We start from the raw sequence: 17,203 nt of genomic DNA, 5'->3' as shown, positions 1-17,203 counted from the left end.
TATGAACAAAATCGAACAAGCTCAAGAAAAATTTGCCCTACTCGATAAAATTACTTTAGGAGCTTTTGTTCTACAGTCAGACTACAGTGTTTTATTTTGGAATTGTAGTTTAGAAGAATGGACACAAATTCCCCGCAGTCGCATTTTAGGCGATTCAATTCTCGAGTATTATTCTCATCTAAATCAGCCGCGTTACCTCAGCCGCATTGAGCCAATTTTTCAAGGTGGCCCCCCAACAATTTTTTCTTCCCAACTACATAAATTTATTATTCCCGTACCTTTACCCCAAGAAAAATACCGCATTCAACACACAACAGTTACAGCCGTACGAGCTGAGGAGGATGAATTTTATGCTTTATTTTCCATTCACGATGTAACTGATTTAACCTTCCGCGTTCACGAATATAAACACCTGCGCGATCAAGCTTTAGCCGAAGCCGAAGCGCGCCAGCGATCGCAAGAAGCCGCCGAAGCCGCTAACCGCATCAAAGATGAATTTTTGGCGATAGTTTCTCACGAATTGCGATCGCCTTTAAACCCCATTTTAGGTTGGGCAAAATTACTCAAAAAACGCACCTTAAATGAAGCCGCTACCTTACGCGCTGTGGAAACTATTGAACGCAACGCCGAATTACAAGCGCAATTAATTGATGATTTATTAGATATCTCGCGCATCCTCCGAGGTAAATTAGGGCTAAATTTAGAAACAGTCAATTTAGCGACAACTATTGAATCCGCTTTAGAAACAGTACGTTTAGCCGCCGAAGCCAAATCAATTCAAATTCAGCTAAATTTAGATCGCCAAGTTGCCCCAGTTAAAGGTGATAGTAGCCGTTTGCAACAAGTTATCTGGAATTTGCTGTCTAACGCCATTAAATTCACCCCCAATGGTGGAGAAGTCGCAGTCAATTTACAACAGGTGAATTCTCAGGTAGAAATTCAAGTCAAAGATACAGGTAAAGGTATTAGTCCAGATTTTTTACCATTCGTCTTTGAATATTTTCGCCAAGCCGATAGTACAATTACCCGCAGATCGGGGGGTTTAGGATTAGGTTTAGCAATTGTCCGCCAACTTGTAGAATTACATGGCGGTAGAGTTTGGGCAGAAAGTCCCGGAGAAAATCAAGGTGCGACATTTACAGTTTCGCTTCCAGGAATACCGAAAACGCGGAAATTAGCCGATAGAGATAGCGATTTATCAGAAAATTCCTATACCTTATCTGTACCTTACGCACCTTTAGAAGGAATTAAGGTGTTAATTGTTGATGATGATGTTGATACCAGGGAATTTCTCGCCTTTTTATTAGAACAGCATGGTGCGAAGATTACCAGCGCCGCCTCAGCCGAAGAAGCACTAAAAGCGATCGCTCAATCCATACCAGATTTATTATTAAGCGATTTAGGTATGCCAGATGTCGATGGCTACGCCCTAATCCGTAAAATCCGCAGTTTACCAAGCGATCGCGGCGGCGAAATTCCCGCGATCGCCCTGACAGCCTACGCCGCCGAAACCACCCAACAACAGGTATTTGCGGCGGGATTTCAACTGCACATCGCCAAACCAGCCGATCCCGCAAAATTAGTAGCCGCGATCGCCGCAATTGTTAAACGTTGACAGGGGCTAGTACCGCAGGGCGGAATTCAAAATTCAAAATTCAAAATTCAAAATTAAGACAGAGTAATACCAATCCGCCTTCTAATACGTAATTAAGATTTTGGTAGGGGCGGAGAAACCCCGCCCTTATGCGGGTTTCAATGTTACGTTTTAGATTACAGTGCAATATATATATCAAATTATAAATGATAAATATCAAAATTCGCGGGATTCTTAAAACTGCTCAAACAGTAAAAAATGAATTACAAAATGGCTTATCTACTCAAAAAGTGACTGAATTCAAAAAATTAATTATCACCTCAGTCGCAACTATTGAAAAGTTATGTGCTGAAGCGAAGACAACACCTCATCATCTCCCAAAACGTTCTCGCGATGCTTATTACTTTCTGAAAAGTATTGATTTAGATAATTTACCTATTAATACTAATCATCTACCTGCAAAAGAAGTAGCAAATATCAGTATTAAAAATATCAAAATTCAACAAGATATTATTTTAAATAATATTTTCAATTTAGCTGCTAACCCCAACCCTGCTGCAATTGCAGTAGAAAAAATAACTCAAAATCTAATCAAAACAGTCACCACAATTGAACAATTCTGTTCTCATCATCAAGCCACACCAGCTAACTTAAATCGGACATCTCGGCAAATTTACTCTTGGATGAAGTTTTTAAGCGAGCCGCAAAATTTACAACTTCATATCGCCAGTACCTATAAAGTGCGACAAATCACCGAACAACTGCTGAAAAAGCATCAACAAGATTCAATAGAATTAAAAATTGAATTTACCAATTTAGCCGGATTATATAAAGGTAAAAAATCTCGTACTTTTGCCCATCTCATAATTAGTGAAGGGTTTATTAATGCGCCAGATGAAGTTTTACAAGCAGTCGTTAAATCTGCACTTTTTGCAAAAACTCCAGAACATACACAACTAATTCGTGCCTTTGCTGGAAGCGAAGAATATAGCAGCGTACTCTTGATGATAGATTTAATTGCGGAAGTTATTTCCGAAAATCCCCAAGGAAATGTTTATAATTTAGATAATTTATTCCACAAAATAAATCAAGAATATTTTGCTGCTAATCTCATTAAACCTCGTCTAGCATGGAGCCAAATTAATACTTACCGTAAGTTTGGACATTATGAACCAGCTAGAGATAGAGTAGTCATGAGTTTAACTTTAGATAATAGTAATATACCTGAATTTGTTACCGAGTTTGTCTTATTTCATGAATTACTCCACAAATACCACGGGACAAAATGGGTAAATGGCAAAAGAATGGTGCATACTCCAGAATTTCGTGCTGATGAAAGCCGATTCAAATTATATGCAGAAGCGCAAACATGGTTGCAAAAGTTAGCATCTGGCAGTTATTAAAAAGGCGTCGGTAAAACCCATTTTTTTCAATCAAATGCAATAACAACCGACGCCCTTACCAGTCAACAGTCAACAGTCAACAATCAACAGTCAACAGTCAACAGTCAACAGTCAACAGTCAACAGTCAACAGTCAACAGTCAACAATAACTTACTTCCAATCTTCCCACTTTTGGTTAAAAATGGAAGTATCAGGAAAAGCAGTAGGATTGCCATTTTCCTTTAATAGCCGTTTGAGTGCTTCTAATTGCGGTTCATATTTGGGTAAATCATCCACTAATTCATAGGGTGCGATCGCATTTTTTAACGCAAACGCCGCCACAGTTCCCGCAGCCGCACCAGCAGACCATTCAAAGGAATGGACGCGATAAGCTGCTGCTGCAATGTGGCTAGTGGCTATACTTTTACCGCCGACGATTAAATTGTCAATTTTTTGGGGAATCATGGCTCTCAGGGCAATTTGGAAGGGATAAGCTTGACCTGCGCCCCTTCTTTCCCCCGCACGTTCTGTATTACCAGGTTTCTCCGGTGGAGTTTCTGTCATACAGGGGTGGAAGTCAATGGCGTAGTGACCGATACCTACAGAATCAGGGAAAATAGTTGAACGAGTCCGCCTTAAAGCTTTATCTGGGTCAATTTGCCCCGTAATTACCGAAGTAGCTTCTAAACCTGCTAGTGCTGCTCTTAACTGCCGATACATATCTGCGGGCAATGTATTGCGGTAATATTCATCGTTGTAGTTACGGCGAGAAATATCAATTTCCCAAATTCCAAAGCCCGAAGCCTGTCCCCAACTGGGGCGTCCAATAATCCGCCGTCCTTCCCGCATATAAGGGTATTTCGACAAGCCAGATGCAGTTCCCATTGGGGAATTTAACCCTGATAATAAGCGGTGATTGGGTTGTGGCTGCTTCACCCCATCCCCTAATTGGGAATCTGTGGTTCCCGCCACTAACCAATAGTAATAGGAAAGAGATTTTTCTTCACCTTTGCGTAATGCTTCGGTTCTCAGTCCCCCCATCCAGCCACCAGGCTGTAATTGTCCTGTACTTTGCAACTGTTGGCGAGAATAAATTAAATTATCAGCCGCAGTTCCCGGACGGTAATCATTACCCCAAGTCCAGTTTTGCATGGAGATATCCCCAGGCTGAGAAGCTGTAAAATTCACACCACCAAACTTTGTGGGTTGTCCTTTTTTGGGACTCCAAATGCGACGGTAGGTAAAAACCAAGTCAAAATTCGCCAATCTTTGCAATTCATAGCTGAAATATGGCGCATATTGCGGATAATAGGGAGGCATGGTTTGGGGTTGCGGATCTTTAGTTGCCTCCATTGCAAAGGTATAGGTAAAACCTTGGGGACAATAGGGATCGTTTTCTGTACTAGATGCTGAAGGTTCTAGGTAAGAAAGTGCATCAATCCCTAAACGATAGGGAACATCAGCCAAACCTATAATTTCCCCGGTTTCGCTAGCATCGACAACATACCAATTTTTTGTAGCGGTTTTAGGGTTTTGTTGCGGTACAAGCCGGATAATACTTTTCGTTAGGCGCGATGAATCTGCATAGGTATAAGCATCTTCAATGGTTTGGGATAAAGTATAACTATTGAGGGGTGCTGCACCTTTAGCTGGTTGATGTTGAATAGCGATCGCACTATTAATGATTTTGCCATCAGCGCTAATTTCTAAATCTTTAATTACGGTATTGGGGAACCAATTTAATTTACCCTTACCCCTTTTCTCCGCATCTTTGAGAATTTCCGACAGAATATTATGTGCATCGCGGGGCAGAAAACAGGAATCGCTTACCCAGCAATCCCCAGGATTCAGTTCGCCATACTTGCGCTCAATGCGGTTGCGTAATTCCAAATAACCGCGAGAATAGAATTGAAGCGCCCGTTGGGTAGGGCGTTCGTCTAATGCAGAGGTTCCCTGTGAAGAAATTTGTCCCCCCAGCCAATCGGTAATTTCTGTTAAACAAACAGTCCTCCCAGCTAGCAAACCCTCGTAAGCTGTAGCTGCACCAGATAATCCCCCACCGACAACCAAAATTTCGCAATTTACAGTTTTATCTGGCGTTCGCGGTGGTGTGGCGAATATCGCCGCATTCGGTACCATCACAGCCGATATCAAGCTGAAACTAATTAATGATTTCCTTCCATAAGCTAGTTTTCGTCTACACTTCATTTTGGAGAATCCCTTCAAATCCAATATCACCTGTAGACGGTAGCACTTGATAAATGTTTAGCCAAGTATTTTTCTTAACATGTACCGATAACATGTGCGGACTGTTGGTATAGGATAGGGACTAGCTAGATGTAGGTTGGGTTGAGGAACGTAGACGCGGAGCGGCTTCCCGTAGGGTAACCCAACATTTAGTCGATGTAGTCGATGTAGGTTGGGTTGAGGAACGAAACCCAACATTTAGTCACTTCGTTGGGTTGCGCGTCGCTTAACCCATCTGTTGGTATAGGATAGGGGCTAGAAAAGAGAGACAGGTTTGGTGATGAATAACGACGTTGTAATTTTTCTTGTGAGTGCTGGGTTGCTGGTGGTTTATCTGGTTTTCTCCGCTTGGACAGAGATGGGAACAAAGCTACCCTGGAAGAGGTAATATCAATTATCTAAAATCATTGTGAGGACTGTTGACTGTTGACTGTTGACTGTTGACAGCCCTGATTAGTAGTTATGCAATTGAGATGTTAAGTAAGTCGGTGGAAAAAAACCAAACTATATTACGAAACGTAAATAGGCTAGAAACCCTTACCAATGACGCCACTTGCTTCAAGCCGGGGAACCCGTCCAACGCAGTGGCTCACAAATGACAAATGACAAATGACAGCCCTCGCCAGTTATGTTTAATTGCACCGCCCTACTTATCAGCCATTTTAGAGTTTGTGCTGCCAAAATATGCAATCTCTTTGTGGTTGTGAAAGATGTTGGGATAACAGCAATAAATCCTGATGTGATAAGGATAAATTACCATAGAATGACTGTGTTTGTATTCTCGAAGTGTAATCATAAAAGAGGGCAAATCTATCACCAGCTACAGGGACTTTTCCCCGATGAAAAATACTCCCAGTAGCCGCAATAATCACTGTACCCGCAGCACCTAGACAGGATTTATATTCAGTTGGCGAGATAATTTTTTGCATGGTTGCATCTTGGATGTAACCATGATGATATTTCAATGATTGGCTTAATGATGATGTCAACGAGAGGGGAATATATTGAAATGGCCCCCTATCTTCAGACATATCTTGCAAATAAACAATAATTTTCAGGACTTTTCTATCTTCTTTATCTATATGCCATAGCCGAGATTTTTGTTCTACCTGATTAGCAATATCTCGCCGCAGGTATGCCCCGTGATAGGCTACTGGTAAGCCGAGATAGGTTTCTACTAAATTAATTAATCGTTGTTCTAATCCCCATAAAAAAATCTCTGGGTATGCCATAATTTGCTGCGGGTTAGCATGAACTACGAATTCATTGCTATTATCTTCGCTAGGGCTGGGTATTTGATGCATCAAGCTTTTTGCTGACTCAAACATGCTTGTAGTTGATGCAAATCCCAAAGCTTCAAGGGAGGTAATTGCTACTCCTTCATTGTTGATAGTTTCGATGAGATTCATCTCATCAGGAGAAATGATAGGTAAATTTACAATATGTTTAGCTAAGGCTTCCTGATATTCAAGTTCAGCTTGATATTGTAAGAATGGCAAATTATAAAAATTTCTAATTAAGCGATTTTGTATCTTTTGCAAAAGGATACTCATATTGTTTTTGGTCAGCCGATATATCAGCTATATAAGGATGAGATATGTAGTTTTAATCTATTTATCTTGATTTGTCCAAGCACTTCTTGATGAATTGGCAAAAATTTATTCTAGCTTCATAAACTTTTGATTACTCAAAAGTTGTCTTCATGTTAATAAAAGTTACTTTGTTGTTGGTTTTGCAAGTTCTGATATTGGGTAGATCGACAATAATTAATTGCTAAATATGCTACTTGATCGCTAGTAAAATTATTGAACAAGTTTACTGTTTATCAATACAAATATCACATTAAATTGTTACAATAACTAGCATTAAATTACTGTGATGATCATCTTTATTTATTGCTTGTCAATATTCTCAAGTAATATAGCTGACTGAAGATTCTACCCTAGCTCGGATATTGGCAATAAATTTTACCAATCTCTAGTAGGATGGCAAATTAATCTCATAGTGATTACCTAAGAATAGGTTTTTTACGTAAATTTTTTCTACAGAGAATAATCAGGACAAGAATTAACTAGAAATATGAGATTTGAGTATCTACATCAGTCCTAAATCATTTGCGAGCATTCACTCCCCCAACTGCTGCAAGAAGTTGGGGAGGTAAATGCTGGGAATTTTGTCTCCCAGTCTGAGAGATTAATTATCCTGGAACTAAGGAAATGCGATCGCGCGTTGCTAGTCTAAGCTTGTCCATTCGCTTGCTTGCTCAAAGAATGACTGCTGTTGTCAACTACCTAAAGAAATAAAAGAAATTCTAAATATTTAGTCTTTAGCTAGTTGTTGGATTTATGTAACAGATTAAAAATATTAACTATGGCAATCCGCTACTTTCTTGTATGTTAATAACAGGCTCATGCAACTCAAAATAGATGTAATTAGGCTGGCTAAAGGCGGAAGACAGCCCATAAATCGCTACTTTCTCCTAGACCACATTAATAAAACTGATAAAGTGATGAATTTATACTAAAATTCTCTTGGCCGTTGCCCAGTCTCAGATATCTTGAGTAGCTTTTTTAGCTAAATTTTATCTGTAGCGATCGCCAAGGCGAAATTTCACAATTTACACAGGAGTGAGGAATTTTCAGGAAGGTGGCTAGATTGGTAAATTTTTAGACTTCTCGATGTCAACCAAATCGTTAGCACTTTCCTAAATTGCATTCAACATTGAGAACCAACTCGATTAATTTTTGGAGGAGACTTTCATGTTTACTTGGTTTCGGGGTTCAGTTGTCAAAAGCAGTTTGTTAGCTTTGAGTGTATTATTTGCTAGCTTAAGTCCGATTGCGATCGCGCGTCCGGGATTGGCGCAAAATACTGTAATCTCGCAAGATACAACTACGCCAGGCGCAACCACAACTAACTTATCTGACGTTGGTTCTAATTACTGGGCGAGTCCTTTTATTGTCGCCTTAGCGCAAAGAAACATCATAGCTGGGTTTCCTGATGGTACCTTTAAACCCGATCAGGCTGTGACTCGCGCCCAATTCGCCGCCATGATCCAAAAAGCTTTCAACCAGAACCCAGTACGACAATTAGCCGCAGGCGGATTTACAGATGTTCCCGCTAATTATTGGGCTGCGGATGCGATTCGGGAAGCCTACGAAACTGGCTTTATGTCAGGTTATCCAGGAAACAGATTTTTACCTAACGAACAAATTCCTAAAGTACAGGCGATCGTTGCTATAAGTAGTGGTTTAGCTTTAACTAGTAGCACCGATGCAGCTACTGTGTTGAACACTTACTACACAGATGCGTCAGCCACTCCCAATTATGCGGTGAATGCTGTTGCAGCTGCGACACAAAGCAATATAGTAGTTAACTATCCCGAAGTTAGACAACTCAATCCCCAACGGACTTTAACCAGAGCGGAAGCCGCAGCTATATTGTATCAAGCTTTGGTAAGACAGGGACAGTTACAACCCATTGCCAGCAATCTTCCAGCTGCGGGTTATATTGTTGCTGCTTCTTCTACCCCTACTCAACCTGGTAGTACAGATATTGTGGGATTGGCTGCATCTAGCGGTTCCTTTACCACTTTAACTTCTTTATTAAAAACCGCAGGGTTAACAGATATCCTCCAACAACCAGGCCCTTATACTGTCTTTGCTCCTACCGATCAAGCATTTGCAGCGTTACCAGCCGGGACTCTACAGCAATTACAACTACCAGAAAATCGCGAAACATTAATTAAGCTGTTGAGATATCACGTAGTTTCTGGACAATTAACTTCTAATCAACTCTCCACCGGGGAACTCAATACCATTGAAAACCAATCTGTCAATGTTAAAGTTGATACAGCTAATAATCAAATTGCAGTTAATGATGCCCAAGTAATTCAGGCGAATGTCCAAGCTAGTAATGGTGTCATCCACGCGATTAACCAAGTCTTAATTCCCCCAAATTTGACTGGACAGCAACCTGGACAGCAACCGGGTACAGGTACTACCGATCCAGGCGGAACTCCTACTACTGGTGAAGTCTCTCCTGGTAGAACTACCCTTGGCGGCCCTAGCTATATCGGTGTGGGTGGTAACATTGGTTTAACTGGCGCTAATGCTCTGAGTGTGGGTAACTTCTCAGTTATCAGTAAAATCGGCTTGACACGTAATATATCCGTGCGTCCATCGGCTGTGTTTGGCGATAACACCTTAGTTCTGGTTCCCGTAACTTTAGATTTTGCACAACAACCAGATACAGTCACCGGACAACGCCGCTTCCCGATCGCGCCTTTTGTGGGTGCTGGTGTGGCTATTGATACGTCAGGCGATACAGATATAGCGTTTATGGCAACTGGTGGTGTGGATATTCCTATCGCCAATCGCTTTACCCTCACTGGTTCTGTGAATGCAGCCTTTTTTGATGAAACTAGTGTTGGGTTAATACTAGGTGTTGGTTATAACTTCTAGTGTTTGTCATTGGTCAATAGTCATTGGTAAGCAACTCGTAGCGATGGGGTTACCATTGGTGTCAACTTAACGCGAAATTCTTTTGGTTGACAAGGTTTTGTCCTCATCCCCAACCTCTCGCTTACCCAATAAACCGCCGTCACCCTCGAAGGGTGCGGCTAATTGAACATGAGCTTACCTGCGTGGGCTAAGAAAATTTAGCCCACGCAGGTGGGCTTTGTAACGTTAGCCCCAGGCTTACAGCCTGTGGGCGATCTGTTGGGTAAGCCAGAGATACTTAAGTTGACACCAATGTGGGGTAACCCCGTCCCTACAATTTGATTGGGGAATGGGAGAAGTTGAGGCAACAACGGCTATACTATCGCTGGAGAGTATTGTGTAAGAAAGTAAGATGCTAGAAGGTAGAGAACATACCCGTAGGGGCAAGGCAATGCCTTGCCCCCACACCTCGCGATATAATGTTGTACCGCATCTGAATGAGAAACGCCATCATAGCTATCTTCGTCAAGCTAAATTATTGTTGATAGCTGGTTTATTAATACTTTTGAGTGCTTGCGGTACGATTGGGTTACTACCAACTAATCAGTTAGTGCAAAAAGCGATCGCTCTCCAACTAGAACAAACACAAAAACAACTCAGCCAAAAGCTAGATTTAGATTTGCAAGGCTTTGAAATTCAAAAGCTAGCGATTACCGAGCAAAAACCCCTCACCATCGACAATTTACCAGCTTTCCGGGTGCGGGGAAAGTATGATTTAACAATTAAGTTACCTAAAAGACGCTTGACGCAACTGCAACAACCCTTTGATATTTATCTGCAAATTCAGCAAGAGGGTAAAACTTGGCGATTGCTGCTACCAGAGAGGGTGGGGAAAAATACTGAACCTATTTGGCATAGCTATTTAATTCTATAGTTGCTGTGCAGCTAAAAAAACTATCACATTATACCCGTATAATTGCCCAGGTATCGCCATCATCAAGGTAAGCTAATCTGCTTTTAAGTTGCACAATCGATTGTGAAGGCTGTTGACGGTTGACTGTTGACTGTTGACTGTCCTTATTAGTAGTTATGCAATTTAGATAGGCATTAGCTTAATAGTTTGATGGAGGGTAAGGGAAGATGTATATTAATTTTTTCGTCAGTTCCATTGCGGGAATTGTTGTATTAGTGCTGGTGGCTTTTGGCTTGTTGCAATGGTTGCATATACCAGCAGGTAGCTTTCTTGACTGGATAATTGGCGGTGCAAGTTTTTGGTGGTTGTTGGTAATTGTTACCGTCCCCTGGAATGTGCATTTTCAGGCGAAGGAAGTGTTAGCAGAAGCAGCACGTTCGATAGAAAAAGGCATTCCTGTAGATAATAAACAAGTACAGTATGTCAAATTGTTAGCGAAGCGATCGCTTTGGGTGGCTTTAGCTTTACATTTATTTTCGGCTATTGGTCTTTATACCCTAGCGGCGACGGGAATTAGTACTGTAGGTTATATTAGCTCCGGTGCAGCTTTGCTATTAACTATTCTGCGTCCCTCTATCCGCGCCTATGAATATTTATATGCCAGATTAGCGATGATTCGCCAAGAATGGCAATATCCCCGTGAAGACATTATGGAATTGCGCGATCGCTTTTCTGCATTGGAATATAAAGTACAGCGCCTAGAAGAACAACTGGATGCAGAAGAAGCTGACTCGATTGTGGCGAAGCAAAAACGCTTTAGCGATGAAACCCGCCGGGAAATAGCCAGAATTAGCGCCAATTTAGAAGAATTACGCGCTACCAATCAAACCGAACATGAACGGTTATCTAGAGAAGCCAGAAATGCGATCGCGCAACTTTCTACCGATGGACAATTTCTCGATCATGTCCGCGAAATTATCCGCTTCTTTAAAACAGCATAGTCTTATTGGGGATGGATAATTCTTAAAAAAGATGGATAAAATGCCGATGTTGAGGATGGTTGTATATACTCTATACGTCTATACGGCAAGCGCGTAAATCAATCAGCCATTCTCAAATTTATCGGAGTGCATCTATGAATCAAAAATTATTGTTTATTTTAACTTGCAGTTTCATCTTATTACCTAATATTCAGTTATCTGTATTTGCACAAGTCAATAAAGGTAATAATAATTTACCCATTGTATCTCAATCTTTATCTCAAAATAATATTAAATTTAAAATTTGCAGTGAATCAGAAACTTGGGTACGTCCCACAGCAGCAGAACAAAAAAACCATCTTGCTAGTTTCAATGGTAGATATTCTCCCGAAGAAATTGCCGCATTAGGAGGAGATTACTGGAAATACAAGATTTTTGCCTTTAGTAGCTTTCCTGGTGGTAGCGGTACTTTTGATATCGGTCACCTTTCTGGACTCTGGAAATCCCAAGATACTAAAAAGCCTGCAAACTGTGATGATTATGTATCTCAATTAGACGCAGCTAAAAGCGGAGCAGCATTAATTTTAAATTATAAAATAGTCGGTATTAAATGGATTAATAATCGTTATATTGTGCAGGTAAAATCTATAAAACGATGTTGGCAACAGGTACAATTTTATCGTCGAGATAATTCCTCATCTCTACCCTTAATAGTAGTTGATGAAAAGGGTAGAAAAGTGCCAGTACTATTTTATAAATAGAAATATTTTGACGCTCATATTACAATTCAAGAAATAGAATTTTATATTAATACTTAATGCGTCGATGTACCGTGAATGCTCGACGCCTTTTAAGTAGGGAGATATAATTATTTGTAGGATGGGTTAGCGATAGCGTAACCCATGAGAGTGTTGGGTTTCGTTCCTCAACCCAACCTACGTCCATCTTATATTTAATTCCAACTACCTACTTATATAAATGTTAAAATAAGCAATTTCAACTATGCAGTATCCATCTCCAACATGGAGGAGAAAATGAAATTGCGTTCTGTGGCTGTTGCTTTGAGTTTCACTATAGCAGCGTTAGCTATATTTATAGATATTCAACCCAGCACTAGCAATGTATCCCAGAAAAGTAACCAACAAGCTGAGAATCATACATTGGAAATAGTAAAAAACCGTGCTGATTTAATTCGTCTCCATAATCAAAGAGTGAAAATCATTGGAAATTACACATCCACCAGCAGGAAACCTAACCCCCAATTAACGGGAATCCCCGGTTTTGCTGGACTTTATATCAAGGCGCAAATTGTGCTTGAGGATGGTACAAAAGTTAGTATTTTTCCTTCTTGGAATAAACAATCATTGCGATCGCCTGAAGAAGTTGAAAAATATAACGATAAAATTGTTGAAGCCATTGGCGTAGTCCAATTTGAAGCTAAAATCTTTCCTAACTCCAGTACCAGCGAATCTTTTATTGAATTAACTCAGTTGAATTTGTATTCACAAATGCAGCCTTAGTTAGGGGTGATACCCCTTGGGGGATAGACATACTAGCGCATCATCCACACTTTTCGTAAGATTATGCTTCCACAAATACCGATAACACCAGCGCCAGCTTTACACCGTATTCACTGGCGCTTTTATTATTGCTTAAAAGCAAAGCTAGAAACCACCCGATTGAATACGCCTTGATTAAAGACAGTTGTCGGTCGTCCTTGGTTAAAATTATAGGGAGTGGAGATAGTAATTAAATATTTGCGATCGCGACTTAATAACGCCACCTTTTTCTCTACCCCTAAGGTGTTGGAAATGTAACTAATAGCAGCTTGATTGGCTACTTTAATATTAGTCAATTTATCGGCTGTGGGGTCATTTTGCTTGATAATCTCTGTTAAACTACGATTTGGTGAATTGATGGGTGTTTGATAAATAGAAATGTTTTTGGGATATTCTGTAGGTGCTTTGTTTTTCAGCAAACATTGTGCAAGTTGAAAACTATTAGGGTCAAATACCAGAATTCCATTCTCGCGCACTGCTAAAGTTCTGTAATTTTTGGGAATATTAAATTGATAGCCAAATCTTGCTTGACGAATTACTCTGCTTTGATTTGCAGGGGACACTACATTATTTTGCGGACAAACTTGAGCCTGTACTAAATGCGGGTGACTAGTAAAGGTTACGCCTGTTAAGACAGTTGTAAGGAAGATATGCTGGAATTTCATAATTTGTCTATACATCTATATTGCTGAGTTAAACAAACTGAGCAGTTAGAATTAATTAATCTTAAGCTTTGCAGCCGATTTAGATATATTGACGATATGAGAAGATAGAAAGTGCCAAATACTTTCACCAAAATATTCGAGAAGCGATCGCATTTAATCTCTTCCGCCTAAAGATTTTTGAGATAATGCAAAAATTGAGTAATTTCATTATTATAGGACTTACGCACAAACTACGGAAGAATCGAACCGCGAAGACACGTTCGGCGAAGCCGTTCCCGAAGGGTAGGACACGAAGAAATAGGAGTCTCAAAGGTATTTTGCGTAAGTCCTGTATTAGTCAATTGCTGACGCTATCGCTTATTGTAGATTTGCTGTATCTGATAAAATATTTGATATATATTCTAGTCTAAGTCGTTTATTAAACGAAAATCAAATCATAATCTGACAATTCAATAATGCCAGCAATTAATTTCCAGCAGGGCGGGTCTCCTTCCCAATTATTCGATGGTAAATAGGGTAGGCTCAAGCTAACTGTTACCATACAAGGATTTTTAGGAAGGTAACCAGATTCTAATCTTTTGACAAAAATAGGATCTGTAATCCTAGCATTAGTTAGGGGCTGACCTTTATTTGTCAGCAAAGTAGCTTGCCATTTTTGACTACCTTGTGCATTTGATACAACCAACTCTTGAGCGTACACTAATTGCAGGGTGCGTCTTTGATAAAATGGGAGAGACTGTAGATAAGTTACAGTCACATACTTGTTAGAGTTATGAAGAACATAAGGGTACTTACCGCAGTATTGCAAGATATCTTTGCATTGAGCTTGTCCGACTCGTTTCCAGGTTCCAGTAGCAATAGTCAAGTTCTCAGACTCAAAACCAAAATCGGGGCCATTATTTTCTAGTGGGATTTCCAAAATGTCCAACAGTGCAGGCTCTTTGCCTTGTATAATTCTCATGTTTCTAGGAACTCGACCATCTTCTGGATACAAACTAGAGACTGGACGCACCCACTGGCCTGTAGCAAGATTAATTCCTGCAATACAACGCTCCCCAAGTTTCCAAGAATTAGCAAGGCAGATAATTTGAGCCATAGAGGTTGTTCATAGGTGACTTATGGTTATATTTCCCCATTTGTCACGCAAATATTCAGCTACTAAGCGACGATGGCAATGATGAGGCTTGGGTTCGCTACAAAGTAAACAGCTACCATCTAGAAGTTGTGGTGACACTTTGTTTTCAATTTGGCGATCGCGCATTAATGCTAAAAACTTGCTTTCATAGGTATCCCAATCACCTTTATTTTTTTTGTAATCATCTAAAATATCTTTTGTTGGTGCCAGATCTAAAATATGTACATACTCTATATCACCAATTTTTCGTAAGAAATATTCTAAATCTCCTCTTTTGGTAAACCCTGCCAGTTGGGAGATATTATTCAATCTGGTATCAACTACTTTTTTAACTCCAGATTTAACTAAAGTATCAAAAAACTGTTGAGCAGTCTTTTGGGTAAAACCAATTGTAAATAAATTAATTGACTTACTCATGTTTATTTTCCGTTTTTTCTACATAGGCAATTTGTTCGCCTTGTTGATGATAGGCTTTTTGCAGTGATTCTTCCCGCGAATACGGCATTGTTGATGGTTCAGGAAGTGCAATATTATCGAATAAAGATAATTGAATTTGTTTAGGTAATTCTGGTGGTTGCAGCTGATGTAATCCTAATAGTCTTTCTTCTAAAACTTCATGAGGTTCTAGTTGTCCATTGGTTAAAATATGATTAATTCTTAGATTAAAGTTGCGTAATTCATGACAGATCAGAATTGCTCGATGACAGGTAATGGGGTCTTTTTCTGCACACATCAGTGCAATTTTATAATTTTCTGCACCTTTTAATATTCGTTGAATTCCATCTGCAAACTGTGGCGTAGATGCAATTTTTGCATACACAGCCTTACCATCAACATAGCAAGTCAGATCGCTAGGTCTTGCTCCCAATTCTCGTCCTAAAAATACATAAGAAATTCCTGCATTCACTAAGGCTGATTTGAGTGGTGATTGACTAAAGTGTGGTAAATAGCGGCTGTAAGGATGCGATCGCACATCTGCTAAAGCTGTTACCCCATGCTGTTGCAGCAATGTAATAAATGTTTCAATGCTGTGATTGGAATGTCCAATAGTAAAAATTTCCATCGCAAAGGCTGAGTAGCTGTGACTGTTTCACTGCCACTCAATTATAAGCATCATTTTGAGAAATAATTAGAGGTAATAGAATTGGCTAAATATCCCGTTGAAACTGGCATATCCAAAAAACACTAAAATTTATAAGATAGCCAAATACATGCTGATTCCTGCGAAGCACTTGATGACTGGTTTCAGACAGCCTCTAAAGCAGACTCATTTTCTCAAATAAATTATCGCTTACCAAATAACGTTGACATCATACTGAGAAATTAACGGATCTAGCGTCAGAATCGGTAGATTTTCAAATCTGCTTTGAGAAATTAAGATTCTATCAAATGGATCTTTATGATGATTGGGAAGATGATAAACTCCAACAGCATGATTAAGTTGAATTGGTAAACTCTCAATCGAGTTAGTTAACAATTGCTCGAAAATAAACTGCTCTGGAATTTTTGGTAGCACCAACTTACCTAATTGCGCTTTAATAGCTATTTCCCAAGCGCTAGCTGCACTGAAAAATAACTTATTATTCCCATCACTAATAATTGCTCTGACTCTAGATGATAACTGTGAGCTATCAGTAATCCACCAAAGAAAAGTATGGGTATCAAAAAGTACATTCATCCTTCAAAGCTCGCAAGAATATCATCAGGTAAAGGTTCGTCAAAATCTGGAGCAATGGTGATTAAACCTTTAGCGCTTCCTGGTATTCGCTTTGGGAAATTTTGATTCACAGGTACTAAACGAGCGATCGCAACTCCATCTTGAATAATTGTAACTTCTTCACCCTGAATTACCCGATTGAGAATTTCAGAAAATGTGGCTTCTGCTTCTTGAATATTAATATTTACAGTCATAGCAAAGCCTCTCCTCAAAGCTATAGCTTGCTTTATTCTCATTCTACAGATGAGTAAACAAGCAGGTGATGAATCTTCAGGATTGCTCCTCCACTATCAGCGTAGAATCAGCCGCACGCCCAAATTCTTCTAGTGTATATTGTAGATGCGCTTGGGCACCAGGCCAGAGGAATTTACTGGGGGTAACGGAACGGACTAAATAATGCAAGCTGTAAACCCCTGGATCGAGGTGGTCGGCATAGGCGATAATGCGATCGCTTGAAAGTGCTTGACACTCCCCCGACTGTTTAAATTTCGCTTCGCTCATTTAAACAAAAAGTCGGGGGATTCTTAAGAGTCCACAAATGAACTCGTAATGGCGTAGTCAATGAGCCT

General features: G+C 40.0%; 17 protein-coding genes. 7 read left to right on the top strand and 10 right to left on the bottom strand.

All coding sequences use genetic code 11. The features are described from left to right. Position 1 precedes the first annotated feature (1 nt). Positions 2–1,615 carry a hybrid sensor histidine kinase/response regulator gene (locus H6G08_RS30440; protein ID WP_190549959.1) on the top strand — a complete coding sequence of 538 codons (1,614 nt, stop codon included), beginning with the start codon at positions 2–4 and terminating at the stop codon, positions 1,613–1,615. A gap of 185 nt (positions 1,616–1,800) precedes the next feature. Next, on the top strand, positions 1,801–2,997 hold the full coding sequence (locus H6G08_RS30435; protein ID WP_242046338.1) for a M48 family peptidase: 1,197 nt from the start codon (positions 1,801–1,803) through the stop codon (positions 2,995–2,997). A 150-nt stretch (positions 2,998–3,147) separates the two neighbouring features. Here H6G08_RS30435 and H6G08_RS30430 read toward each other — a convergent pair whose 3' ends face one another. From H6G08_RS30430 to H6G08_RS30420, 3 genes are all read right to left on the bottom strand, one after another. Further along, a complete protein-coding gene (locus tag H6G08_RS30430) occupies positions 3,148–5,184 on the bottom strand; it encodes an FAD-dependent oxidoreductase (protein WP_190549957.1) in 2,037 nt (678 codons plus the stop codon). 188 nt (positions 5,185–5,372) lie between these two features. Then, positions 5,373–5,591, bottom strand: coding sequence for a hypothetical protein (locus H6G08_RS30425; protein ID WP_190549955.1), 219 nt, complete (start codon positions 5,589–5,591; stop codon positions 5,373–5,375). A 294-nt stretch (positions 5,592–5,885) separates the two neighbouring features. Further along, positions 5,886–6,776, bottom strand: a complete 891-nt coding sequence (locus tag H6G08_RS30420) for a 2OG-Fe(II) oxygenase (protein ID WP_190549953.1) — start codon at positions 6,774–6,776, stop codon at positions 5,886–5,888. Between the two features lie 1,206 nt (positions 6,777–7,982). Between H6G08_RS30420 and H6G08_RS30415 the strand changes: the two genes are divergently transcribed. The 5 genes from H6G08_RS30415 to H6G08_RS30395 all read left to right on the top strand — a co-directional run bounded on the left by H6G08_RS30415 (position 7,983) and on the right by H6G08_RS30395 (position 13,078). Continuing rightward, on the top strand, positions 7,983–9,686 hold the full coding sequence (locus tag H6G08_RS30415) for a fasciclin domain-containing protein (RefSeq protein ID WP_190549951.1): 1,704 nt from the start codon (positions 7,983–7,985) through the stop codon (positions 9,684–9,686). Positions 9,687–10,209: 523 nt separating this feature from the next. Then, complete coding sequence (locus H6G08_RS30410; protein ID WP_190550011.1) at positions 10,210–10,599, top strand: hypothetical protein; 390 nt, start codon at positions 10,210–10,212, stop codon at positions 10,597–10,599. A gap of 206 nt (positions 10,600–10,805) precedes the next feature. After that, positions 10,806–11,579 carry a hypothetical protein gene (locus H6G08_RS30405; RefSeq protein WP_190549949.1) on the top strand — a complete coding sequence of 258 codons (774 nt, stop codon included), beginning with the start codon at positions 10,806–10,808 and terminating at the stop codon, positions 11,577–11,579. Between the two features lie 134 nt (positions 11,580–11,713). Continuing rightward, complete coding sequence (locus H6G08_RS30400) at positions 11,714–12,319, top strand: hypothetical protein (RefSeq protein WP_190549947.1); 606 nt, start codon at positions 11,714–11,716, stop codon at positions 12,317–12,319. A gap of 273 nt (positions 12,320–12,592) precedes the next feature. Further along, positions 12,593–13,078, top strand: coding sequence for a hypothetical protein (locus H6G08_RS30395; protein ID WP_242046337.1), 486 nt, complete (start codon positions 12,593–12,595; stop codon positions 13,076–13,078). A gap of 125 nt (positions 13,079–13,203) precedes the next feature. On the opposite strand, the gene H6G08_RS30390 is transcribed toward H6G08_RS30395, so the two are convergent. The 7 genes from H6G08_RS30390 to H6G08_RS30360 form a co-directional block, all read right to left on the bottom strand. Continuing rightward, a complete protein-coding gene (locus H6G08_RS30390) occupies positions 13,204–13,782 on the bottom strand; it encodes a hypothetical protein (protein ID WP_190549945.1) in 579 nt (192 codons plus the stop codon). A 418-nt stretch (positions 13,783–14,200) separates the two neighbouring features. Continuing rightward, positions 14,201–14,878 carry a dual OB domain-containing protein gene (locus H6G08_RS30385; RefSeq protein WP_190549943.1) on the bottom strand — a complete coding sequence of 226 codons (678 nt, stop codon included), beginning with the start codon at positions 14,876–14,878 and terminating at the stop codon, positions 14,201–14,203. Positions 14,879–14,887: 9 nt separating this feature from the next. Beyond that, positions 14,888–15,334, bottom strand: coding sequence for a DUF488 domain-containing protein (locus tag H6G08_RS30380; RefSeq protein ID WP_190549941.1), 447 nt, complete (start codon positions 15,332–15,334; stop codon positions 14,888–14,890). Continuing rightward, a complete protein-coding gene (locus H6G08_RS30375; RefSeq protein WP_190549939.1) occupies positions 15,327–15,980 on the bottom strand; it encodes a DUF488 domain-containing protein in 654 nt (217 codons plus the stop codon). The genes H6G08_RS30380 and H6G08_RS30375 overlap by 8 nt, the downstream gene beginning before the upstream one ends. A 228-nt stretch (positions 15,981–16,208) precedes the next feature. Beyond that, a complete protein-coding gene (locus H6G08_RS30370) occupies positions 16,209–16,595 on the bottom strand; it encodes a type II toxin-antitoxin system VapC family toxin (protein ID WP_190549937.1) in 387 nt (128 codons plus the stop codon). Beyond that, positions 16,592–16,828 carry a type II toxin-antitoxin system Phd/YefM family antitoxin gene (locus tag H6G08_RS30365; protein WP_190549935.1) on the bottom strand — a complete coding sequence of 79 codons (237 nt, stop codon included), beginning with the start codon at positions 16,826–16,828 and terminating at the stop codon, positions 16,592–16,594. The genes H6G08_RS30370 and H6G08_RS30365 overlap by 4 nt, the downstream gene beginning before the upstream one ends. Before the next feature lie 76 nt (positions 16,829–16,904). Beyond that, on the bottom strand, positions 16,905–17,135 hold the full coding sequence (locus tag H6G08_RS30360; RefSeq protein WP_190549933.1) for an alpha-2-macroglobulin family protein: 231 nt from the start codon (positions 17,133–17,135) through the stop codon (positions 16,905–16,907). Positions 17,136–17,203 lie beyond the last annotated feature (68 nt).

Origin of the sequence: Calothrix anomala FACHB-343, from assembly GCF_014696435.1 — a bacterium.
Lineage (GTDB): Bacteria > Cyanobacteriota > Cyanobacteriia > Cyanobacteriales > Nostocaceae > Aulosira > Aulosira anomala_A.
Note: the sequence above shows the minus strand (reverse complement) of the source record. Positions and strands in the feature narration are given on the sequence as shown.